We start from the raw sequence: 18,634 nt of genomic DNA, 5'->3' as shown, positions 1-18,634 counted from the left end.
TTGCTAAGACACTTGATTTGATGACGAGACAGTCAGACTGATCTACTGAAAACCTTAGTCGGGCATAGGCTCATAATGAAGCCGCAAGGATGATAAGGACAGTAGAAGCAGATATCCATCAGGGCCAGAGGAATCCCTCAATAACAGGCCGAATATATGGGTGCAATGAACTCTTCTCAAAATCGCTATCGAATGTCTTGCAAACCGGATGGGTCCATATATGACCGACTAGCTTTCGCAGGTGCAGGGACGCATCCTTCGGAAGCGATAGCAAATTTGTCAATGAGCACAAGGGGCTTTCAACTCCGTTGGGGGCGTCTTGGAGCATCCAAGGAGGATAGGACGAGCAGTCCTCCTTGGTCGGGTGTGGGGTGAAGCCCCACGACTTTGATTTTGATTAAAGCATTCAAACTACGAAACACGGAATGGGGCAATATCTTTTTAGCTAAACGAACAGCAGAAGTGTTAGTTAAGATTGGCATTGTTGCAACTGTGACCGTTGGCGGCATGGATGTCGTCGAGCCCTCAGGGACGCTTCTTGTTAAATGCAAGGGCGGCGTGTCACAGGGGAAACAATGACAATTCATGCTGCAAACTGACAACAAAGTTATCTTGCTTTGGGGCAGAAGTAAGTTAAACCAACCTATCGGATCTAATTGCATCCTGATGTGAATCTTGCAGGTTCAGTCCAGGCTAATTCCCCTTTTGTCATCTGCATGTCATCTAAACTTCATCATTCGGTCAAAGCCCCTCACTAAGCTCATATTCGTTAACAGCCTAATGGGGTGAATACGAGATGACAGGATTTAATTTCAGGAAACTTGAGAGGTCTACGCGGGAAGAGATAAATGACCCCAGCCTTTCCCCTCCCATCTTTAATCGCTCAACGCCAACATTAGCACCAACATCCTCAAATCAATCCAATTGTGCCGCTATTACCCCATCCGCATTAACTTCAACCCAAACAGCAAGCATCACAGTTAACGCCCTCTGGTTGTCAGATATTCATTTAGGCTGTAAGGATTGCAAGGCTGACTACCTGCTCAGCTTGCTTGAAACCGTGCGTTGTCAGCACTTGTATCTGGTCGGTGACATAGTCGATTTATGGGCGTTAAAACGTAAGCTGCACTGGCCCGATAGCCATAATAAAGTGCTGCAAAAATTCATTGAACTGGCACAAAACGGCACCCAAGTGATTTATCTGCCGGGCAACCACGACGAACTGATTAAACCCTACGCCGAGCTAAGCCTGTGGAATATTAAAATTGTCCGCCAACATATTCACCACGGAATTGGCGGCCATAAACTTTTGATGCTCCACGGGGATCAGTTTGATGCCGATGTGTGTGTCGGCCGTTTCTACGCCATATTGGGCGACCATTTATATGACCTATTGTTGTTCCTCAATCGCAATCTCCATAGCTTGCGGGAACGCTTAGGTTATCCCTATTGGTCACTGGCAAGTTATATCAAGTCCAAAGTGGGCAAGGCTCAAGCGGCTATTGGACATTACCGTCAAGCGGTACTCAACTATGCCCAGCACTTTGATGTTGACGGTGTGATCTGCGGTCATATCCATCAGCCCGAACTCTCGACTCACCCCAGAGCTGCCCAATATTACTCACCACTCAGTCCCCCAGAAAAGAGGCGGATCATCTACGCCAACGACGGTGACTGGGTCGAAAACTGCAGTTTAATCACAGAAACCTTAAGCGGCGAATTACAACTTTGCCGCTGGAACGAGCAAACGCTCAAGCTCGATATTCTCAACAGTATAGCGCTGGTACAACAACCGCCTGAGACGCACAAAGACAAGCAACAAAAAACGGCAGCGCAGCAAATGCCAAACATAAATACCGGCGAAACTCGCCCAAGGGATGTTGCCTAACACTATGAATCAATTACATAACGCTATGGAATACAATGAACAAATGCTAAACAGCAGCATTAGCCATAACAAGCATACTGTGCCGTTTAAGGCGAATAACATGATTTTTACCGTTGATAATGTGGTTGAACAAAATCTGCCAGCTATCAATGACAAACCTTGGCTCGCTAAACCTGCCAAGGCCATGCTGCGTTACCTACTCAATGAAAAACAGTGCAACGATATCGCCAGTCAATATACCTATTTACAGGGCGTAGACTTTGTCGAACAAATGCTGGCGAGTTTTGACTTTAGTTTTACCGTGCCCGCCAACGAGATAGAAAATATTCCCTGTGAAGGCCGAGTGGTCATATTCGCGAACCATCCTATAGGTTCACTCGATGCATTAGCGCTCATCAAACTCATCAGTGAAGTTCGCCCTGATATTAAAGTCGTCGCGAATGAACTCTTGATGGCGCTGGAACCGCTGCACTCAATCCTACTGCCAGTGCGCAATATGACCGGCGGCACACCGAAACAGCATTTAGAAAAAATCCACCAGCATCTGCGTAATGAAGGCGCAGTGCTGATTTTTCCGTCGGGCGAAGTCTCGCGTCTGCGCCCTAACGGCGTGCGTGATACCCAATGGCACTCAGGCTTTTTAAAGATGGCGATTTCCTGCAATGCGCCCCTACTGCCAATATTTTTAGATGCCAAAAACTCTGCCACTTTCTACGGTGCATCTATGATTTACAAGCCACTTGCGACACTGCTGCTAGTGAAGGAAATGTTCAAGCAGGCTAAACGTAATATGCCGATCCGCATTGGCGAGCTCATTCCCAATGAAGCCGTACGCTCAATGGACTTTCCACTCAAGACAAAGATAAAACTGCTTAAAAATCACTTGTATCGTATTGGCAAAGATAAAGATCCACTGTTTATCACCCAGAGCGCTATCGCCCACCCCGAATCGCGCCGTGAACTGCAAACGGCACTGCAACAATGTGAACTTCTAGGGGAAACGCAAGATAACAAGTTGATTTATCTCTACCAACACCACGACAGTAATCCCATCATGCGGGAAATTGGCCGCCTGAGGGAAATCGCCTTTCGCGCCGTAGGCGAAGGTTCGGGCAAGCGCCGCGATATTGATAAATACGATTCCTACTACCAACACTTAGTGTTGTGGGATAAAGAGCAGTTTGAAATTATCGGCGCCTATCGTTTTGCCAGTGGTGAGCAAGTCTTAGCAAAATATGGCGACAACGCACTCTACAGCCAATCCCTATTCCAATACGCCGACAGCTTTATGCCCTTTGTGAAGCAAGGGTTAGAACTCGGTCGCAGCTTTGTGCAGCCTAAATATTGGGGTAAACGCAGTTTAGACTATCTGTGGTTTGGCATTGGGGCTTATCTCGCCAAGCATCCTGAATATCGTTATCTATTTGGCCCTGTGTCCATCAGCAATCAACTGCCTGGAAGTGCTAGGGAAATGCTAGTGCACTTCTATGCGCGGGAATTTGCACCTGCACAGCAGATGGCAGTTTCCATGTCGCCCTTTGGCTTATCTAAATCCCAAAAAGCTAAGTTAGATGACTTGTATTTCTCCGAGGATTATCAGAGTAACTTTAAGCAACTCAAACAAGTGCTCGCGAGTATGGGGGCGGCCGTACCTACGCTCTACAAACAATATGGTGAACTGTGTAAAGCCGATGGGGTTAAGTTTCTCGCCTTTGGTATCGACGCCGACTTTGGCGATTGTATCGATGGCTTAGTGCTGGTGGACACCCACAAACTGAAAGGTAAAAAGTATCAACGCTACATAGGCGCACACTTGCCCGAATCGGAGCGGATGCCAATCACAGCGGATGATGAGCCAGAGGTCCAAGATCTTTGAGTTAAAACTTTGTAATGGGTGTTGGCTAAACTTGCACCACTCTGTTATAAGTAACTGTAATGCAGCGCATTAACAGAGCGCATCTTAGGATGCGCAAGCTTAACAGGGGATCATCATGCCGATCATTATCGCCGATATTATGAGTACCCGAGTCGTCACGGTTGAAATGGACGATCGATTAACTGTGGCGAAGGAAATCTTCGACCAAGCGAGCTTTCATCACTTGTTGGTCGTCGATGAGTACCAACTTGAAGGCGTGTTATCGGAGCGGGATCTATTGCGCGCGATTAGCCCGAACTTGGGCAGTAGCGCCGAAACCGCAAGAGACTTAGAAACTCTACAAAAACGTGTACATCAAGTGATGACGCGTAATCCGGTTACCGTCGCACCCCACATCAATTTAGACACGGCCACCCGCATGTTATTAGATAACGATATCGGCTGCTTACCCGTGTTAGAGGACGGTAAATTGGTTGGGATTGTTACTTGGAAAGACTTATTACGTGCCTATTGTGAATACAGGACACAAAATCAAAGCGAGTGCTAATCCTAAGACTACACTCGCTTCTGTTCTCAATAACTCAGTTCAAATCACTCAGTTTGCCTAACTTAAATCGCCCAACCACCCATATAAAACACCACTAAACCTAAGGTGATGGCAAGCACGCCTAACTTCAGTTTACGCCATTCGCCACTGCAAATACGGCCTACCACCAGTGTCACAAAACCCAGCATAATACCGGTAACGATATTACAGCTTAAGATGATAAACACAGCGCAGGTTAAACCCGACATGGCATCAACTTTATCGTCAAAGTCGAGTTTCGCCACATTACTCAGCATCAACAAACCCACATACATCAAAGCAGGCGCTGTCGCATAGGCAGGCACTAAGTAGCTTAATGGCGCTAAAAACATCATCAACAAAAACAGTACGCCAACTATGGTAGCCGTTAAACCTGTCTTACCGCCCGCTGCAGTCCCCGCCGCCGACTCGATATACACAGCCGCTGGTGCACCGCCGACTAAACCTGCCACCATACTGCTGACTGAGTCTGAAGTTAAGGCTTTACCGCCGCCGACAATATTGTCGTCTTTATCGAGTAAATTCGCTTGCCCAGCCACAGCACGGATAGTGCCGGTCGCATCAAAAATCGCCGTCATTACTAACGCTAATACGATAGGCAAGACCACAGGATTAAAGGCACCCATAATATCGAGCTGACCAATCAGTGAATGCTCTGAGGTAAAATCAGGTAAAGCGAACAAGCCTTGGTATTTAACGCTCGGATCGAACACTAAACCAAATACCGATAGCGCGATAATCACCAACAAAATACCGCCAGGTACACCGCGGCGCTCTAAACCAATTGTCGCCGCTAAACCTATAACGGTAGCGATAACAGGTAAACTGTTAATGTCGCCTAACTTCACAGGTAAGCCTGCGCTATTGGCCACAATCAACTGCACACTGTTAGTCGCAATCAAAAGTAAAAACAAGCCGATACCTATGCCTGTACCGTGGGCTATGCCCTTAGGTAAATTCGCCAGCACCCACTGGCGAATACCTGTCACACTCACAAGTGTGAACGTCACGCCCATTAGGAAAATAGCGCCTAAGGTGACTGGAATCGACATTCCCTGACCTAGGACTAAGCTAAACGCAGTAAAGGCAGTGAGCGAAATCGCGCAGCCAATCGCCATAGGTAAGTTAGCCCATAAACCCATGAGTAAAGAACCAAATGAAGCAATTAAACAGGTTGCAATAAACACGGCACCGGGATCAAATCCCGCTTGGCCTAACATGTTAGGCACCACAATCACTGAGTAGACCATAGCGAGGAAGGTTGTGAATCCCGCAATCACTTCTTGGCGAACTGTGCTACCACGTTGTTGAATAGAAAAATAACGGTCCAGAAACGAACCAGAGGATACGGCTGTTGAACTCAATTGCTCAGACATAATGTTGTTATACCTTGTGATCTCTTAAAATGGGGTCGGTACCAATTACCCTAAAACGCAATTGGCGACGCTGGCTGCGGCAGATTAGAGCCCCAAATCCATCAGACTTGGGTGAGAGATCCACATCATTTTCCTACTGTGGGAAAAATCCATGATCTGCAAGCAGTGATGCCTCGCGATGATTAAAAAGCCATTAACCATGTAGACGCAGCCGTTGTTGGCCGCGGATGATACTGGAATCTCCCAAAGATAGCTAAGACATCGCCTACACTTCGATAAAAAATTAGCGGCAAAAACTGAAATCTGTTGTTTAAAAAAACGCCTAAACCTATGTAATAACTGCTACTTAATATCACATTAATCACGATAAGAGTCTGCCAGTGCCGCGTAAACGTACGCTAACTTCACCCCCTCCTTCATCTCCCAATATTAGAATATGGCAAGTCAACCAAACCTTGATACTTAGTGTATTGATACTTGGCGTATTAACGTTTCAGGGGTTGTTGTACAAGGAGCCACACTTACGCTTTATGTAACGAACACCTCGTCATTCACACCGCCTGCGTGAATATGCGATCTTGGTAGCTTTATTGAACAAAAAATTACTCTGCTTTTACAGCCACATCAATATGACTTATGCTTAGAGGCACTGATGGGACTACACTTAGCTGACTATGAAAGAAAAAGGATTGGGTATGGACGAAAGGCGTAAGTTTTCGCGGATTCTATTTGCCACGAGCGCACATCTACAACAAGGTGGTGCACAGTGGGAGACGACCATTCTCGATTTGAGTCTAAATGGTGCCTTGGTTGAAGAACCGCAAAATTTTATTAATTCGGGTGATGCTATTACCCTCAGTTTTGCCTTACCAGAATCTGACATTGAGATCCGTATGGAAACTGAGTTGGTCCATCAAAAAAATGCCCAATTAGGTTTGAAGTGTAACTTTATCGATGTTGATAGTATCAGCCACCTAAAACGTATGGTGGAACTGAACCTAGGTGATGCTTCTTTGCTGAATCGTGAACTTATGTTGTTTATCGAAAAACACAATATCACAGCTTAAAACACCAGCTCACAAATACAAACAGCGCCTCATGGCGCTGTTTTGCTTGCTGGTGTTAATCTCACTCGCGAGCATTTGATGCTAAATCGCTTCTAGCGCTTCGGATAACTTAGAAACACCCACCACTTCCATCCCAGCTGGAGGCTTTTTCGGCACATTGGCCTTGGGCACGATTGCTCGCTTAAAACCATGCTTAGCGGCTTCGATTAATCGCTCTTGCCCATTGGGCACAGGACGAATTTCGCCGGACAGCCCGACCTCACCAAAGGCAACTAAATCGCTAGGCAAAATATCACCGCGAAAACTCGATACCATTGCAAGCAGCAAGGTTAAGTCGGCACTGGTTTCCGTTACTTTCACGCCGCCCACCACGTTAACAAACACATCCTGATCCGACATCTGCAAACCACCATGGCGGTGCATTACGGCAAGCAACATGGCCAAACGGTTTGCATCCATACCCACAGCCACGCGGCGCGGGTTAGACATAGCTGAGTTATCCACCAGCACTTGCAGCTCCACCAACAAGGGCCGGGTGCCTTCCCAAACCACCATGACAAGCGAGCCAGATGATTCTTCTTCACCACGAGAGAGGAAGATTGCCGAAGGATTGGCGACTTCCTTTAAGCCGCGCTCTGTCATGGCAAATACGCCTAATTCATTGATCGCGCCAAAACGATTTTTATGGGAGCGCAAAGTGCGGTAACGACTATCGCTATCCCCTTCGAACATCACAGAGCAGTCGATACAATGTTCCAATACCTTGGGCCCAGCCAAACTGCCATCTTTGGTCACATGGCCGACCATAATCACGGCAATGCCATTTTCTTTCGCAAAACGGGTTAAGTAAGAAGCGGATTCACGCACCTGCGACACACTGCCAGGGCTCGATGCCACATCACTCATGTGCATCACTTGAATCGAGTCAACGACGATGACTTTCGGCAATTCTTTAAGGGCAACTTCGCAAATTTGCTCGACGCTGGTTTCAGACAACATCCGCAATTTATTGGTTGGTAAACCAAGGCGATGGGCGCGCATCGCTACCTGCTGCAACGATTCTTCACCCGTGACATAAAGTGCAGGCATTTGCTCGGCCAAATGACACAGAGTTTGCAATAAAAGCGTACTCTTACCTGCGCCTGGATGTCCGCCTATCAAAATGGCAGAACCTGGTACAATCCCACCACCGAGTACTCGGTCTAATTCGCCAAAATGACTCAAGATCCGCGGTAAGGCATTGAGATCGATTTGATCTAATGTCTTCACTTCATTGCTGCTTGCTCCGGCATAACCGACAAACTTAGTGCTACGCCCAGGCGAAGCTGCACCGAGCCTCACCTCAGTGATCGTATTCCATTCCTGACAAGCGCTACACTGCCCTTGCCAACGGGGAAAGTCTTGTCCACACTCATTACATACGTACGCCGTTTTATTCTTTGCCATAACTCATTAAAATCTGTATAAAATCAATTTAAGTAACTGCGAATACTGCCGACATAAGACTAACAGCCCAATACAAAATAAGCATTAAAAAGAACCCTACATGAGTCTAGATAACCATAGTGCACTCATCGAACAGCTCAAGCCATTGCTCATGGAACCTAACTTCCAAGAGATTTTCCAGCAGCTGACGATAGATGAAACCAATTCGACCCGTTTTCTAGTGAAAATGGAACTCAGTCGTTTGGCTTCACCATGCACGCGAATTATCGATCTCAGGGATAAATCTGAGCTTCCTTGTGTTGAAGTGATGTTAGGTCAACAGCGACATTTTTTAGATGAACCCGCCAAAAACAGTATGCATGAGGCCATGTCACTGTTTCGCAACCAATATACCTTGGGAGTATACGAGTATGTGCTCAATGCTCACCAACAACGTCGGTTAAAGTTGCGCCAAAATGTCACGCAAGTGGAAGCCGCTGAGTCAGAGCCTTTTATGGTGCCAGGCGTGGTATTAGGCAGTTATTTCAACCGCACAGAAGAGCGGATGAATTACAGTATTCGCATCGCAGCATCGCAAACCGGCCGTGGTGAAGTACAAGGGATAACTGCAGATTTATCCGTAGGTGGTGCCCGTATTCGTCTTGCAGCCAACCATCCCTTCGATCTCGACCATCCCCTTAAAATAAAATTACTGGAACTCAGTGAAGAGTTTTACTATCCCGATCTCCAGCTCGGTGTTGACTATGAGGTTGTCGATAGCCAAACCAATGGCGAATATATTTGGTTAAGACTCAAGCGTATTGGGGGCAGCGAAGCCTTAAGTGAAATGCTTGGCAATTTAATCCGCGGCTACAAACTGCGTTACAAAGTAGATGTGAATGATGTGATAGTCACAGCAACAGGGCTTGGATTTGAGCGTCATTATTTACCCCATTTACCGCACTTACCTTTATATTTCAATACTCAAACGCAAGGTTTGAGCCACATGCTACTCAGCCGAGATAACCAGCAGATAGTGCATTATTTTCAAGATGAAAATGATGTGAGCCAGTTACCAGCTATGCTGACACCAAGCCGTTTATCTGAGCTACTTAATCATCCTGAAAATCCCGACCATGGGCTATTTTTTAGCTTTACCTATAATGCCCAAGGTTGCTTATATTTTTACTCTGCCACCTTAGCAGAGCTTAAAGCTAAGGGCATGATGCCTTTATTTTTAGGCTTTGCATCGACCAAGCCCAGCTGGCGGATCTTCAAAGTCACCCAAGATAAAATTTATCATGATAAGGGTTATCGACGTGCGACCCTCCCCGGAGATGAAGCAAAATTTAGCCCATTGGTCGAACAACAATTATCACAATTTAGCCATTTGCTTCAGCTCATCGAAATCAGCAACGAAGATACCAGAGGCCATTACAAAGCTTGGCAAGACGATAGTAATGCCAACGCCCTAAAAACCTTTGGTCAACAAAGACTGACCACCAATCAAATTAAGTTAGTTTCCATGCAGTTTAGCGAGCGACGCCAAGAAGCGCGTTTCGCCTTTAAAACCTTAGTCAATGTGACTCAAGACAAGCACAAAGCCACGGGCATTACTTTAGATATTTCAAGCCGAGGCATGCAATTAACCTTGGATAATCCTGCAGATTTTTCATCAAATAAACCACTACTGTTAAGCTTCCCAAAGCTCCAAACCATTGCAGGCAAAACACAGCTAGATAACCTCCCCTACCGCTTAGTGCGTACCCGCAAGAATGGTGTAACCTTGCATTTAACCGCCGTTATGGGCCATACGCCCCATGTTGGGGTAGAATTTTTAAATAAACTTATTGCCCATAACAAAGAAAAATTAGAGCAACTCACCGAAAACAATAGTGAAATCAAAGAACTTGCCGATGGTTTAAAAAATATTTTGATGCATGATTTACATTCTGTGCCCTATTTTGTTGAAAAAACGACAAAATCTGCCCAAGTCGCTTGTTTAGGCGTTGGTACACAACAGGATGAGATCAGCGATATTTTTGCCGCGGGCACCTCAGATACTCTGCAATATAATTTAGCGCCACTGCTAAAAGACGGTTTTTTTAAGCGAGATATTCTCGAACCTATCCGCCAAATGAAACCCCAACAGGACATGGATTTTATTGAAGTGTTTATTCAGTTAATTCGCCAATCTCGCGGAAAAATCTTTTTAAAGTGCACTCTTGCAACTGAAATCGGTGATGTCGAAGCACAGATAACCTTTATCAATCAGAGCAAAGCATTAGGCAGATTCCTCGCCCTACGGATTTATCGCGGCGCGACAGAGAAGCCTGACATGAACTACCTACGCCGTGAATTGGAATACATTAATATTCATGCAAACCATAAAGCTAAACAGTTAGAAGAACAGTTATGGCGTGTGATTGGTGTCGGCGAACTATTAGATATTACCCAAGAAGTCGAATTAAGATACCCAGTACTTCATAAAAAGCAGTCTTAATTGTTCAATACCGCCAGATCAAAACTTAAATACCAATCCCTTATCTTAGGAAAATGATCACTGGTGGCATCTAAATGCGTCAGCATATCTGCATGGCCATAGTCATGCTTAAAGCCATTCTCCTTAGCGAGAAGCGTCGATTTAACCCGTTTAAAGCCACACTCTACGACCATATCCGCCACATCTTCAGGGTGCCCCAACACAGTATCGTTTTGCCCTGAGATAAACCAAGCCGGTGGCCAATGAGCGCGCTTTGCCGCTTTCGCATAATCAAATCTATCATCGTGATCGATCCAATCACCCCGCACCCAATCGATACTTTGAACTAATGAGGCACGGCTCTCATTATCCATCCCAATGCGCAGCTTATCGGCGGCGAGGTAACCTTGGCCCATCGCTAAACCTGGCGCTAAACGATTCCAAAAAACATCAACCATTAACCACTTTTTGAAGGACTTAACCCGAATTGTCCGTTTGCTACCGAAAGTAAGCAGTGAACGAACGCTTTGCTGAAAATCAGGATATCGGGCCAAACTACTCGCCATCAACACGCCGCCCCATGAATGGGCGCACCAATGCACCTGCAAAGGCGCCACGGCTTTACGAGTCGTCTGCTCTTGGCAGACTTTTTGATGTAAATCGAGAATAGCCTGCTGCACTAAAGGTAACTGCTCGCGGATCACTTCACCCTGCCCTAAGGTAAAATCACGATCGATTTTAGGCAAGCTGAGCCCTCTTCCTGCAGTATCCAGCACATACACTACAAATCCCGCCTTCGCTAAATAACAACCAAGACCACGGCCACTCTGGCTATAAAACACCCGACCGTTAGACATAGCGCCATGGAGCATGAGGATAGGCGTTTTAGAAAAATCAGGCGCAGCCGGTAATAACTGGCGTAGATGCAGTTGACCATCGCGGTACGGCAGGTAGATTGAAGACTGTGAAATGGTCGAAATTGAGCCTTGGGCAAGCTGAGTCAAAATAAGTCACTGGTAGTTTATCAATCTCCCTAAACTACCAGTTCATCGATAAAAGACAAGAGTCCTTACTCTAACTCAGTCTATATCCAGACTTATATTTAAATAAATGAATAACCTAGATTTGTAGCAGATAGGGTAGAACCCGCAGGTCGAGATGGCGAATATTGGCATCCGCCGCCGCTGCCAGCTTAGGTTTGGCATGGAAAGCGATACCAAAATCCGCTGCCATCACCATAGGAATATCATTCGCGCCATCGCCGATCGCGACTCTTTGGCCTTTTGGAATTTGCCACTGCTCACTGCAACGCTCAACCACATCTGCTTTAAACTGCGCATCCACAACTTTACCTGTTACTTCCCCCACAAGTTTACCGTCAGTGATCACTAACTCATTAGCAAAGGCCGCATCTAAGTTTAGAAGCTGCCTTAAATGGCCAACAAAAGGCGTAAAGCCGCCAGATGCAACCACTAAACGCCAGCCATGGGATTTAAGCTCTAAAAGCATAAGCTCAAGCCCAGGCATCAAAGGCAAGTTGTCGCACAATGTCGTGATAATACTGGCATCGGCGCCTTTAAGCTGTGCCACACGCTGACGCAGACTCTGCTCAAAATCTAGCTCACCTTGCATAGCACGTTCAGTAATCGCCGCCACGCGCTCACCCGCGCCTGCCATGGCCGCTAATTCATCAATACATTCAATCTGAATCGCAGTGGAATCCATATCCATCACTAATAAACCGGGCTGATTCAAGCGAGGCAAATCAGCATGAATGACATGCAGTTCAGCTAAAGACTGCGGGAATGCAGCTAACTGCGCCTGAGAAGGCAAATTTCCCAGTGCCAACTCGATACAATGTAAACCAACTTGGCGTTCGATATGGGCGATACCGATAACGTTAGACTGAGGCAATTGCGCTATCCAGGCCGATATTGTCGCCTCTACCGCGGCATCTTGATAAATAATTCGCACACGTGAAACACCAGCGGGGTTTGCTGACTCTTGATAACGTTCAAACACTTGCCCTTGGCGTTCAAACCTTGGGGAATGGTCAGAGACTAACCACAAAAAAAGCGCATCTTGGTTCAAGCTTTCCATCGGACTTAAATTCTCCAACTATCGGGCTCACTCAGAATCAATTATGATTAGGCAAGCGCTCTACATTTTAAGGGTCAAAGTGTTATATCTTAAAGGGCTAAAGAAAAGCCATAAAATCAGTAGACTGATCCAAATTGCCGCCGCATTCGCCTTAATATTCGGCTTAGTGCAATTGTGGCAAACAAGCCTACTACAAGGTCAGCTGCTTCTAAAGTCCCAAACTCAAAAGATGGCCAGATTACTGGTACAGCAAACCGCTTATGGTGCCGCACCCGCGCTACAACTGCAAAATGACGAGCAGTTGCAATGGCTCGCCAGCGCTTTAGTGGAAGATCCTAAGGTGATGTCCGCCGCCATCTTCAGTGACCAAGGCATGCGGCTATCCTTCGCTCAAAGCATCACTAAGGATGTAGTTGATCCTGACTCTGAAGATATGAATTTGCTGCTAAGCAAATATCCTCCCTATGTAGAGCCCGTGATCCAAGAAGGGAAAAATCTAGGTTATGTCGAAGTTAGGCTTGATACCAAGTTATTTTTCAACGAAATCAAAGAAGCCCATAATTTAAACATGGAGCAACAACAAATCATGCTGTTGGTTGCAGGCTTGATTGGTATGTTGCTTTCACGCTCTTTGTCTTTCAAACGTGCCGACTTCGACCGCCGTCGCTTTCGGGTTAAGTTGCGTCAAGCGCCGAAAAAACCTGAGAAACGATCCTCAACTGAAGAGCCATCAGAAAGTGTTAATGATGGTTTGGCGCAAGAGCCAACCGAAGATAAACCGGTGGCTACCACTGATAACCCACAAGAGAAAGCGACTAACCCCACTAAGGCACCAAAAGCAGTGACAGAGGCAAATACCGATAAGCTCACTCAGACCAGCGTGCGAACTAAGGCCGAAAAAACGTCAGAAAAATCATTGGAATTACAGGATAATACAACAGTTGAAAACGCGACAAACAATGCGGAACAAGCGGCACCTGTTAAGGTTAAACCTAAAGTGAAAAGTGTCCGCCGAGTAAAACACGCGACTAAAACAACAGCCGCTGCGGCCGAAACCTCTACGCCAAAAACGCTCAATGAGCCAAGCGATCTCGACACAGATTCAACAGGTTAATATCTATTTCGATAGATAAGGTAAATCACTAATCTATTGATAGCTAAGCTCTAGATAAGCCATAAACAAGCAATTTCTAATAACCAAACCATTAATAACAAAGTCGAATAGAACAGCCGCTAAAAATTGGCATAAAAAAGGGTTCGCATTGCGAACCCTTTTCAGTAGCACACTCTTACAGCGTAACAGTTACAGTGTAATCGCCGCTTCTAATGTCATGATGATCATATCATTGAATGTGGTTTGACGTTCTTCTGCAGAAGTCTTTTCACCGGTGCGGATGTGGTCAGATACAGTCACAACGCACAGGGCACGCGCACCAAACTCATGGGCAACACCGTACAAACCCGCCGCTTCCATTTCAACACCTAACACGCCCATTTTCTCCATCACGTCAAACATTTGTGGATCAGGAGTGTAGAACAGGTCCGCAGAGAAAATGTTACCTACGCGAACTTTAGTGCCACGAACTTTCGCAGATTCGATAACCGCATTCATCAGCTCATAGTTAGCGATAGCGGCAAAATCTTGGCCTTTAAAACGTAAACGGTTAACCGCTGAGTCAGTACATGCACCCATACCGATGATCACGTCACGTACTTTAACGTCAGTGCTGATCGCACCACAAGTACCCACACGGATCAGGTTCTTAACGCCGTAATCACGAATTAATTCAGTTGCATAGATTGAACATGAAGGAATACCCATGCCAGAACCCATTACTGAAATACGCTTACCTTTGTAAGTACCAGTAAAACCTAGCATGTTTCGAACATCAGTCACTTGCTCAACATTTTCTAAGAATGTTTCAGCAATATATTTTGCACGTAATGGATCGCCTGGAAACAGCATTGTCTCAGCGAATGCGCCCTCTACAGCATTAATGTGTGGTGTTGCCATCGAAATAACCCCTGTTTATTTTATTAAGACTTAAGTCTTTGTTTACTGGCGGCAAATGTCAGCCGCCAAATCGAAATAAATGCTAATTTGCCTAAAGGAACGATTCGCCATAGGCCATAGGTTCAAGCTTAAAGTGGCTCGCAATAGATTGGCCGATATCGGCAAAGCTATTACGACGACCCAGCGATCCCGCTTTCAATCCAGCGCCAAAGGCTAATACTGGCACATATTCACGGGTATGATCCGTGCCTTGCCATGTTGGATCGCAACCGTGATCCGCCGTTAAAATCAGCAGATCGTCTTCACCTAATAATGCGAGCATTTCAGGCAAACGGGCATCGAAATATTCCAGCCCTTTGGCGTAGCCAGCAACATCACGGCGATGACCGTAGTGAGAGTCGAAATCAACGAAGTTAGTAAACACTATAGTGTTATCACCCGCAGATTTCACTTCAGCTAAGGTCGCATCGAAAAGTGCTTCTAAGCCGTTCGCCTTCACTTTTTTAGTAATACCACAGTAAGCATAAATGTCGGCAATCTTGCCCACACTCACTACTTCACCGCCAGCCTCTTTCAGCTTATCGAGTACAGTTTTTGCAGGTGGCGCGAGAGAATAATCCTTACGATTGCCAGTACGGGCAAAATCACTTGGACCAGTACCATCAAATGGACGGGCAATGACGCGACCTATGTTGTAAGGCTCTAACTCATCACGGGTTATTTCGCAAAGACGATAGAGATTGTCTAAACCGAAGGTTTCTTCATGACAAGCGATTTGGAATACTGAATCAGCAGAGGTGTAGAAAATAGGCTTGCCAGAGCGCATGTGCTCTTCGCCTAACTCTTCTAAAATGGTTGTACCTGAGGCATGGCAATTACCTAAGAATCCATCCAGACCTGCACGGGCTAAGATCTTATCCGTCAGTTCTTTAGGGAAAGAATTTTGATGCTCGCTGAAATAACCCCACTCGAATAGTACGGGCACGCCCGCCATCTCCCAGTGACCGCTCGGCGTATCTTTACCCGAACTTAACTCTTGTGCATGACCATAAGCACCAATCAGCTCAACATTATCGCCAAAACCGGGGGCAAAGGCGCCAGTACTTTCCATCGCTGCATGGCCTAAACCTAAGCGCGCTAAGTTAGGTAATTTCAGCGGGCCTTCACGGCCAATATCGGCTTTGCCTTCGGCGCATGCTTTAGCAATATGACCAAAGGTATCGGAACCGACATCACCAAAGCTTGCTGCATCAGCAGAAGCACCGACTCCAAAGGAGTCCAACATCATAATAATGGTACGTTTCATAATTCTTCCTTAAAGATCCGATGCACGAATATAGGCATAGATCTCAGGTGTTTTTTCTGGAGCGGTTTCACCAATGTGAATCGCTTTTTTCACCGCAAGTTCTGCTTCAGCAAAGGCGGCTTCAGACTGTGCATGGATAACGGCAATCGGAGTCGATGAATCTACTTTATCGCCTAAAGCACACACTTGGGTTAAGCCAACACTATAGTCTAGTGCATCACCGGGCTTACGGCGGCCGCCACCTAAGGTCACAACCGCTAAACCTAATTCACGGGTATCCATGCTATAGGCATAACCTTGCATATCGGCAAAAACTGGGCGAATAATTTGTGACTGCGGTAGGTATTTACTGTAGTTTTCAACAAAATCGACTGGACCACCAAGACCCGACACCATCTTGCCAAAGAGTTCTGCAGCGCGACCATTATCGAGCACACGATTCAGTTTAGCGCGAGCGTCGGCTTCATTGCTTGCAAGACCGCCTAGAAGCAGCATCTCAGCACAAAGACCCATAGTGACTTCATATAAACGCGGGTTACGGTAAGCCCCCGTTAAAAAGTCGATGGCTTCTTTCACTTCAACCGCGTTACCGGCGCAAGATGCAAGCACTTGATTCATATCCGTCAGCAAAGCCGTCGTTTTCGTACCTGCGCCATTTGCAACAGCAGCGATACTGCGAGCTAATTCTTCCGATGCCTCATAGGTTGGCATGAAAGCACCACTACCGACTTTCACATCCATCGCTAGTGCATCTAAATTACAGGCTAATTTCTTAGACAGAATCGACGCTGTGATGAGAGAAATGGACTCAACGGTGGCGGTATTATCGCGGATAGAATAGAAACGTTTGTCGGCAGGAACGAGATCGCCTGTTTGACCAATAATCGCCACACCGACTTCTTTAACCACTTTACGGAACAATTCACTTGATGGCTCAGTTTGATAACCCGGAATGGCATCAAACTTATCGAGCGTGCCGCCCGTATGACCTAGGCCACGCCCAGAAATCATAGGTACATAACCACCACAAGCCGCAGCCATAGGACCAAGCATGAGACTAATCACATCGCCGACACCACCAGTGCTATGTTTGTCGATGACAGGACCGTTGAGTCCCAATGATTGCCAATTAAGCACAGTGCCAGAATCACGCATCGCTGTCGTTAAAGCGATTCTTTCATCCATATTCATGTCATTAAAATACACCGCCATACCTAATGCGGCGATCTGACCTTCAGATACGGAGTTGGTAGTGATACCTTGAACAAAAAACTGTATTTCTGCGGAACTTAGCGCTAAACCATTACGTTTTTTACGAATAATCTCTTGAGCTAGAAACATGATACTGCCTCCAAGATAGGCACTAACAACCCTGTCGCTAGTGCTTATCTTTGCAATGAAACATCAAAACTGTAGCAATATTACAAGTTCATACTATCGAAGTTTTGAGTTTGCCAAATAGATTTAGGTCACACTTAATTAGGCTCGCTATACGCTGATAGTATTAATCAGCGATAGTTTGCAATTAATAGCCTTGAGTCGGCTTAGGCGCATCAGCTAATTCTAGTGTGTGTAACAAACTGTTTAGTAAACTTGAAGCACCAAATCTAAAGGTACGTGGTGAAACCCAATCAGCACCTAAAATACGCTCAGCAACACCGAGGAATTCAGCCGCTTGTGCAGCATCACGCACACCACCGGCAGGCTTGAAGCCTACTTGGGTATTCTTCTCGCTGATCACAGTTAACATGATTTCAGCCGCTTCAAGTGTGGCGTTTACAGGCACTTTACCAGTAGAGGTTTTAATAAAGTCAGCACCTGCATCGATTGAAAGCTCAGATGCACGGCGGATAAGCGCAGGATCAGCTAACACGCCAGATTCGATGATGACTTTTAACAAGACTTCACCACAGGCTTCTTTACAGGCTTTAACTAATTCAAAACCAATTGTTTCATTGCCTTCCATCAGTGCGCGGTATGGGAATACCACGTCCACTTCATCGGCACCATAGGCAACAGCTGCGCGAGTTTCTAGCACAGCAATGGCAATGTCATCATTGCCATGGGGGAAGTTAGTCACAGTGGCGATTTGGATATCTTCAGCACCGATTTCATCTAACGTCTTGCGTGCAATCGGGATGAAACGTGGGTAAATGCAGATAGCGGCAGTATTGCCCGCAGCAGTTTTCGCTTTGTGGCACAGGTCGATCACTTTTTGATCTGTGTCGTCATCATTCAAAGTCGTTAAGTCCATCAACTCAATGGCGCGTTGTGCTGCTTTTTTTAAATCAGTCATAATAGCTCTCCAAAATAAAAATTAAATGAATAGAAATCAGTCGCATAAACGCAACGCTTGAGAGGTGGCATTATTTTGATTATTTTTATATGGCCGGGCCTTCAGGCGGTGCCGAGTAATTTGCTTGTACAAACTACCTTGTTGTAGGTATTCAATCTTGCCTAAGCCATAAAGAACAATAGGCATCCTGACACTTAAAATAACTTATAAGTGACCAC

Annotated in this window: 14 protein-coding genes; 6 read left to right on the top strand and 8 right to left on the bottom strand. The window is 46.0% G+C overall.

The features are described from left to right. Window positions 1–796 precede the first annotated feature (796 nt). From L5L91_RS13420 to L5L91_RS13410, 3 genes are all read left to right on the top strand, one after another. Window positions 797–1,888 carry a UDP-2,3-diacylglucosamine diphosphatase gene (locus tag L5L91_RS13420; RefSeq protein ID WP_263236840.1) on the top strand — a complete coding sequence of 364 codons (1,092 nt, stop codon included), beginning with the start codon at window positions 797–799 and terminating at the stop codon, window positions 1,886–1,888. Continuing rightward, window positions 1,878–3,764, top strand: a complete 1,887-nt coding sequence (locus L5L91_RS13415) for a lysophospholipid acyltransferase family protein (RefSeq protein WP_263161914.1) — start codon at window positions 1,878–1,880, stop codon at window positions 3,762–3,764. Before L5L91_RS13420 ends, L5L91_RS13415 begins: the two co-directional genes overlap by 11 nt. Window positions 3,765–3,879: 115 nt before the next feature. Beyond that, the gene (locus L5L91_RS13410; protein ID WP_028761428.1) at window positions 3,880–4,311 is read left to right on the top strand and encodes a CBS domain-containing protein; all 432 of its coding nucleotides are present in this window, start codon (window positions 3,880–3,882) and stop codon (window positions 4,309–4,311) included. Window positions 4,312–4,373: 62 nt separating this feature from the next. Here the strand turns inward: L5L91_RS13410 and L5L91_RS13405 are convergent, their stop codons facing one another. After that, the gene (locus tag L5L91_RS13405) at window positions 4,374–5,726 is read right to left on the bottom strand and encodes an NCS2 family permease (RefSeq protein ID WP_105251716.1); all 1,353 of its coding nucleotides are present in this window, start codon (window positions 5,724–5,726) and stop codon (window positions 4,374–4,376) included. A 695-nt stretch (window positions 5,727–6,421) separates the two neighbouring features. On the opposite strand from L5L91_RS13405, the gene L5L91_RS13400 reads away from it, so the two are divergent. Beyond that, a complete protein-coding gene (locus L5L91_RS13400; protein WP_105251715.1) occupies window positions 6,422–6,793 on the top strand; it encodes a PilZ domain-containing protein in 372 nt (123 codons plus the stop codon). Window positions 6,794–6,874: 81 nt separating this feature from the next. On the opposite strand, the gene radA is transcribed toward L5L91_RS13400, so the two are convergent. Continuing rightward, entirely contained in the window at window positions 6,875–8,239 is a 1,365-nt protein-coding gene (gene radA, locus L5L91_RS13395; protein ID WP_006082696.1) for a DNA repair protein RadA, read from the bottom strand. A gap of 100 nt (window positions 8,240–8,339) precedes the next feature. Between radA and L5L91_RS13390 the strand changes: the two genes are divergently transcribed. Next, on the top strand, window positions 8,340–10,721 hold the full coding sequence (locus L5L91_RS13390; protein ID WP_028761432.1) for a PilZ domain-containing protein: 2,382 nt from the start codon (window positions 8,340–8,342) through the stop codon (window positions 10,719–10,721). Here L5L91_RS13390 and L5L91_RS13385 read toward each other — a convergent pair. Together L5L91_RS13385 and serB are read right to left on the bottom strand one after the other, a co-directional pair. After that, entirely contained in the window at window positions 10,718–11,704 is a 987-nt protein-coding gene (locus tag L5L91_RS13385) for an alpha/beta fold hydrolase (RefSeq protein WP_263236838.1), read from the bottom strand. The genes L5L91_RS13390 and L5L91_RS13385 overlap by 4 nt on opposite strands. A gap of 115 nt (window positions 11,705–11,819) precedes the next feature. Beyond that, window positions 11,820–12,800, bottom strand: a complete 981-nt coding sequence (gene serB / locus L5L91_RS13380) for a phosphoserine phosphatase SerB (protein ID WP_263236837.1) — start codon at window positions 12,798–12,800, stop codon at window positions 11,820–11,822. 79 nt (window positions 12,801–12,879) lie between these two features. Here serB and L5L91_RS13375 point away from each other — a divergent pair, with 79 nt between their 5' ends. After that, window positions 12,880–13,914 carry a YtjB family periplasmic protein gene (locus tag L5L91_RS13375; protein WP_263236835.1) on the top strand — a complete coding sequence of 345 codons (1,035 nt, stop codon included), beginning with the start codon at window positions 12,880–12,882 and terminating at the stop codon, window positions 13,912–13,914. 189 nt (window positions 13,915–14,103) lie between these two features. On the opposite strand, the gene deoD is transcribed toward L5L91_RS13375, so the two are convergent. The 4 genes from deoD to deoC form a co-directional block, all read right to left on the bottom strand. After that, window positions 14,104–14,814, bottom strand: a complete 711-nt coding sequence (gene deoD / locus L5L91_RS13370) for a purine-nucleoside phosphorylase (RefSeq protein ID WP_006086929.1) — start codon at window positions 14,812–14,814, stop codon at window positions 14,104–14,106. Window positions 14,815–14,905: 91 nt separating this feature from the next. Then, window positions 14,906–16,120, bottom strand: coding sequence for a phosphopentomutase (locus L5L91_RS13365; RefSeq protein ID WP_263172650.1), 1,215 nt, complete (start codon window positions 16,118–16,120; stop codon window positions 14,906–14,908). Window positions 16,121–16,129: 9 nt separating this feature from the next. Beyond that, a complete protein-coding gene (deoA, locus tag L5L91_RS13360; RefSeq protein ID WP_198572939.1) occupies window positions 16,130–17,461 on the bottom strand; it encodes a thymidine phosphorylase in 1,332 nt (443 codons plus the stop codon). 184 nt (window positions 17,462–17,645) lie between these two features. Next, window positions 17,646–18,416: a deoxyribose-phosphate aldolase gene (deoC, locus tag L5L91_RS13355; RefSeq protein WP_006086931.1), complete on the bottom strand. Its 771-nt coding sequence runs from the start codon at window positions 18,414–18,416 to the stop codon at window positions 17,646–17,648. Window positions 18,417–18,634: the final 218 nt, after the last annotated feature.

Source organism: Shewanella sp. SM55, assembly GCF_025654025.1.
Lineage (GTDB): Bacteria > Pseudomonadota > Gammaproteobacteria > Enterobacterales > Shewanellaceae > Shewanella > Shewanella oncorhynchi.
The sequence above is the reverse complement of the archived record's forward strand: the minus strand, read 5'-3'. Positions and strand labels throughout refer to the sequence as shown.

What these genes read in the sequence shown, in the direction of transcription:
- L5L91_RS13420 (WP_263236840.1), top strand. Translation starts at nt 797, where the DNA reads ATGACAGGATTTAATTTCAGGAAACTTGAGAGGTCTACGCGGGAAGAG.
- L5L91_RS13415 (WP_263161914.1), top strand. Translation starts at nt 1,878, where the DNA reads ATGTTGCCTAACACTATGAATCAATTACATAACGCTATGGAATACAAT.
- L5L91_RS13410 (WP_028761428.1), top strand. Translation starts at nt 3,880, where the DNA reads ATGCCGATCATTATCGCCGATATTATGAGTACCCGAGTCGTCACGGTT.
- L5L91_RS13405 (WP_105251716.1), bottom strand. Translation starts at nt 5,726, where the DNA reads ATGTCTGAGCAATTGAGTTCAACAGCCGTATCCTCTGGTTCGTTTCTG.
- L5L91_RS13400 (WP_105251715.1), top strand. Translation starts at nt 6,422, where the DNA reads ATGGACGAAAGGCGTAAGTTTTCGCGGATTCTATTTGCCACGAGCGCA.
- radA (WP_006082696.1), bottom strand. Translation starts at nt 8,239, where the DNA reads ATGGCAAAGAATAAAACGGCGTACGTATGTAATGAGTGTGGACAAGAC.
- L5L91_RS13390 (WP_028761432.1), top strand. Translation starts at nt 8,340, where the DNA reads ATGAGTCTAGATAACCATAGTGCACTCATCGAACAGCTCAAGCCATTG.
- serB (WP_263236837.1), bottom strand. Translation starts at nt 12,800, where the DNA reads ATGGAAAGCTTGAACCAAGATGCGCTTTTTTTGTGGTTAGTCTCTGAC.
- deoD (WP_006086929.1), bottom strand. Translation starts at nt 14,814, where the DNA reads ATGGCAACACCACACATTAATGCTGTAGAGGGCGCATTCGCTGAGACA.
- L5L91_RS13365 (WP_263172650.1), bottom strand. Translation starts at nt 16,120, where the DNA reads ATGAAACGTACCATTATTATGATGTTGGACTCCTTTGGAGTCGGTGCT.
- deoA (WP_198572939.1), bottom strand. Translation starts at nt 17,461, where the DNA reads ATGTTTCTAGCTCAAGAGATTATTCGTAAAAAACGTAATGGTTTAGCG.
- deoC (WP_006086931.1), bottom strand. Translation starts at nt 18,416, where the DNA reads ATGACTGATTTAAAAAAAGCAGCACAACGCGCCATTGAGTTGATGGAC.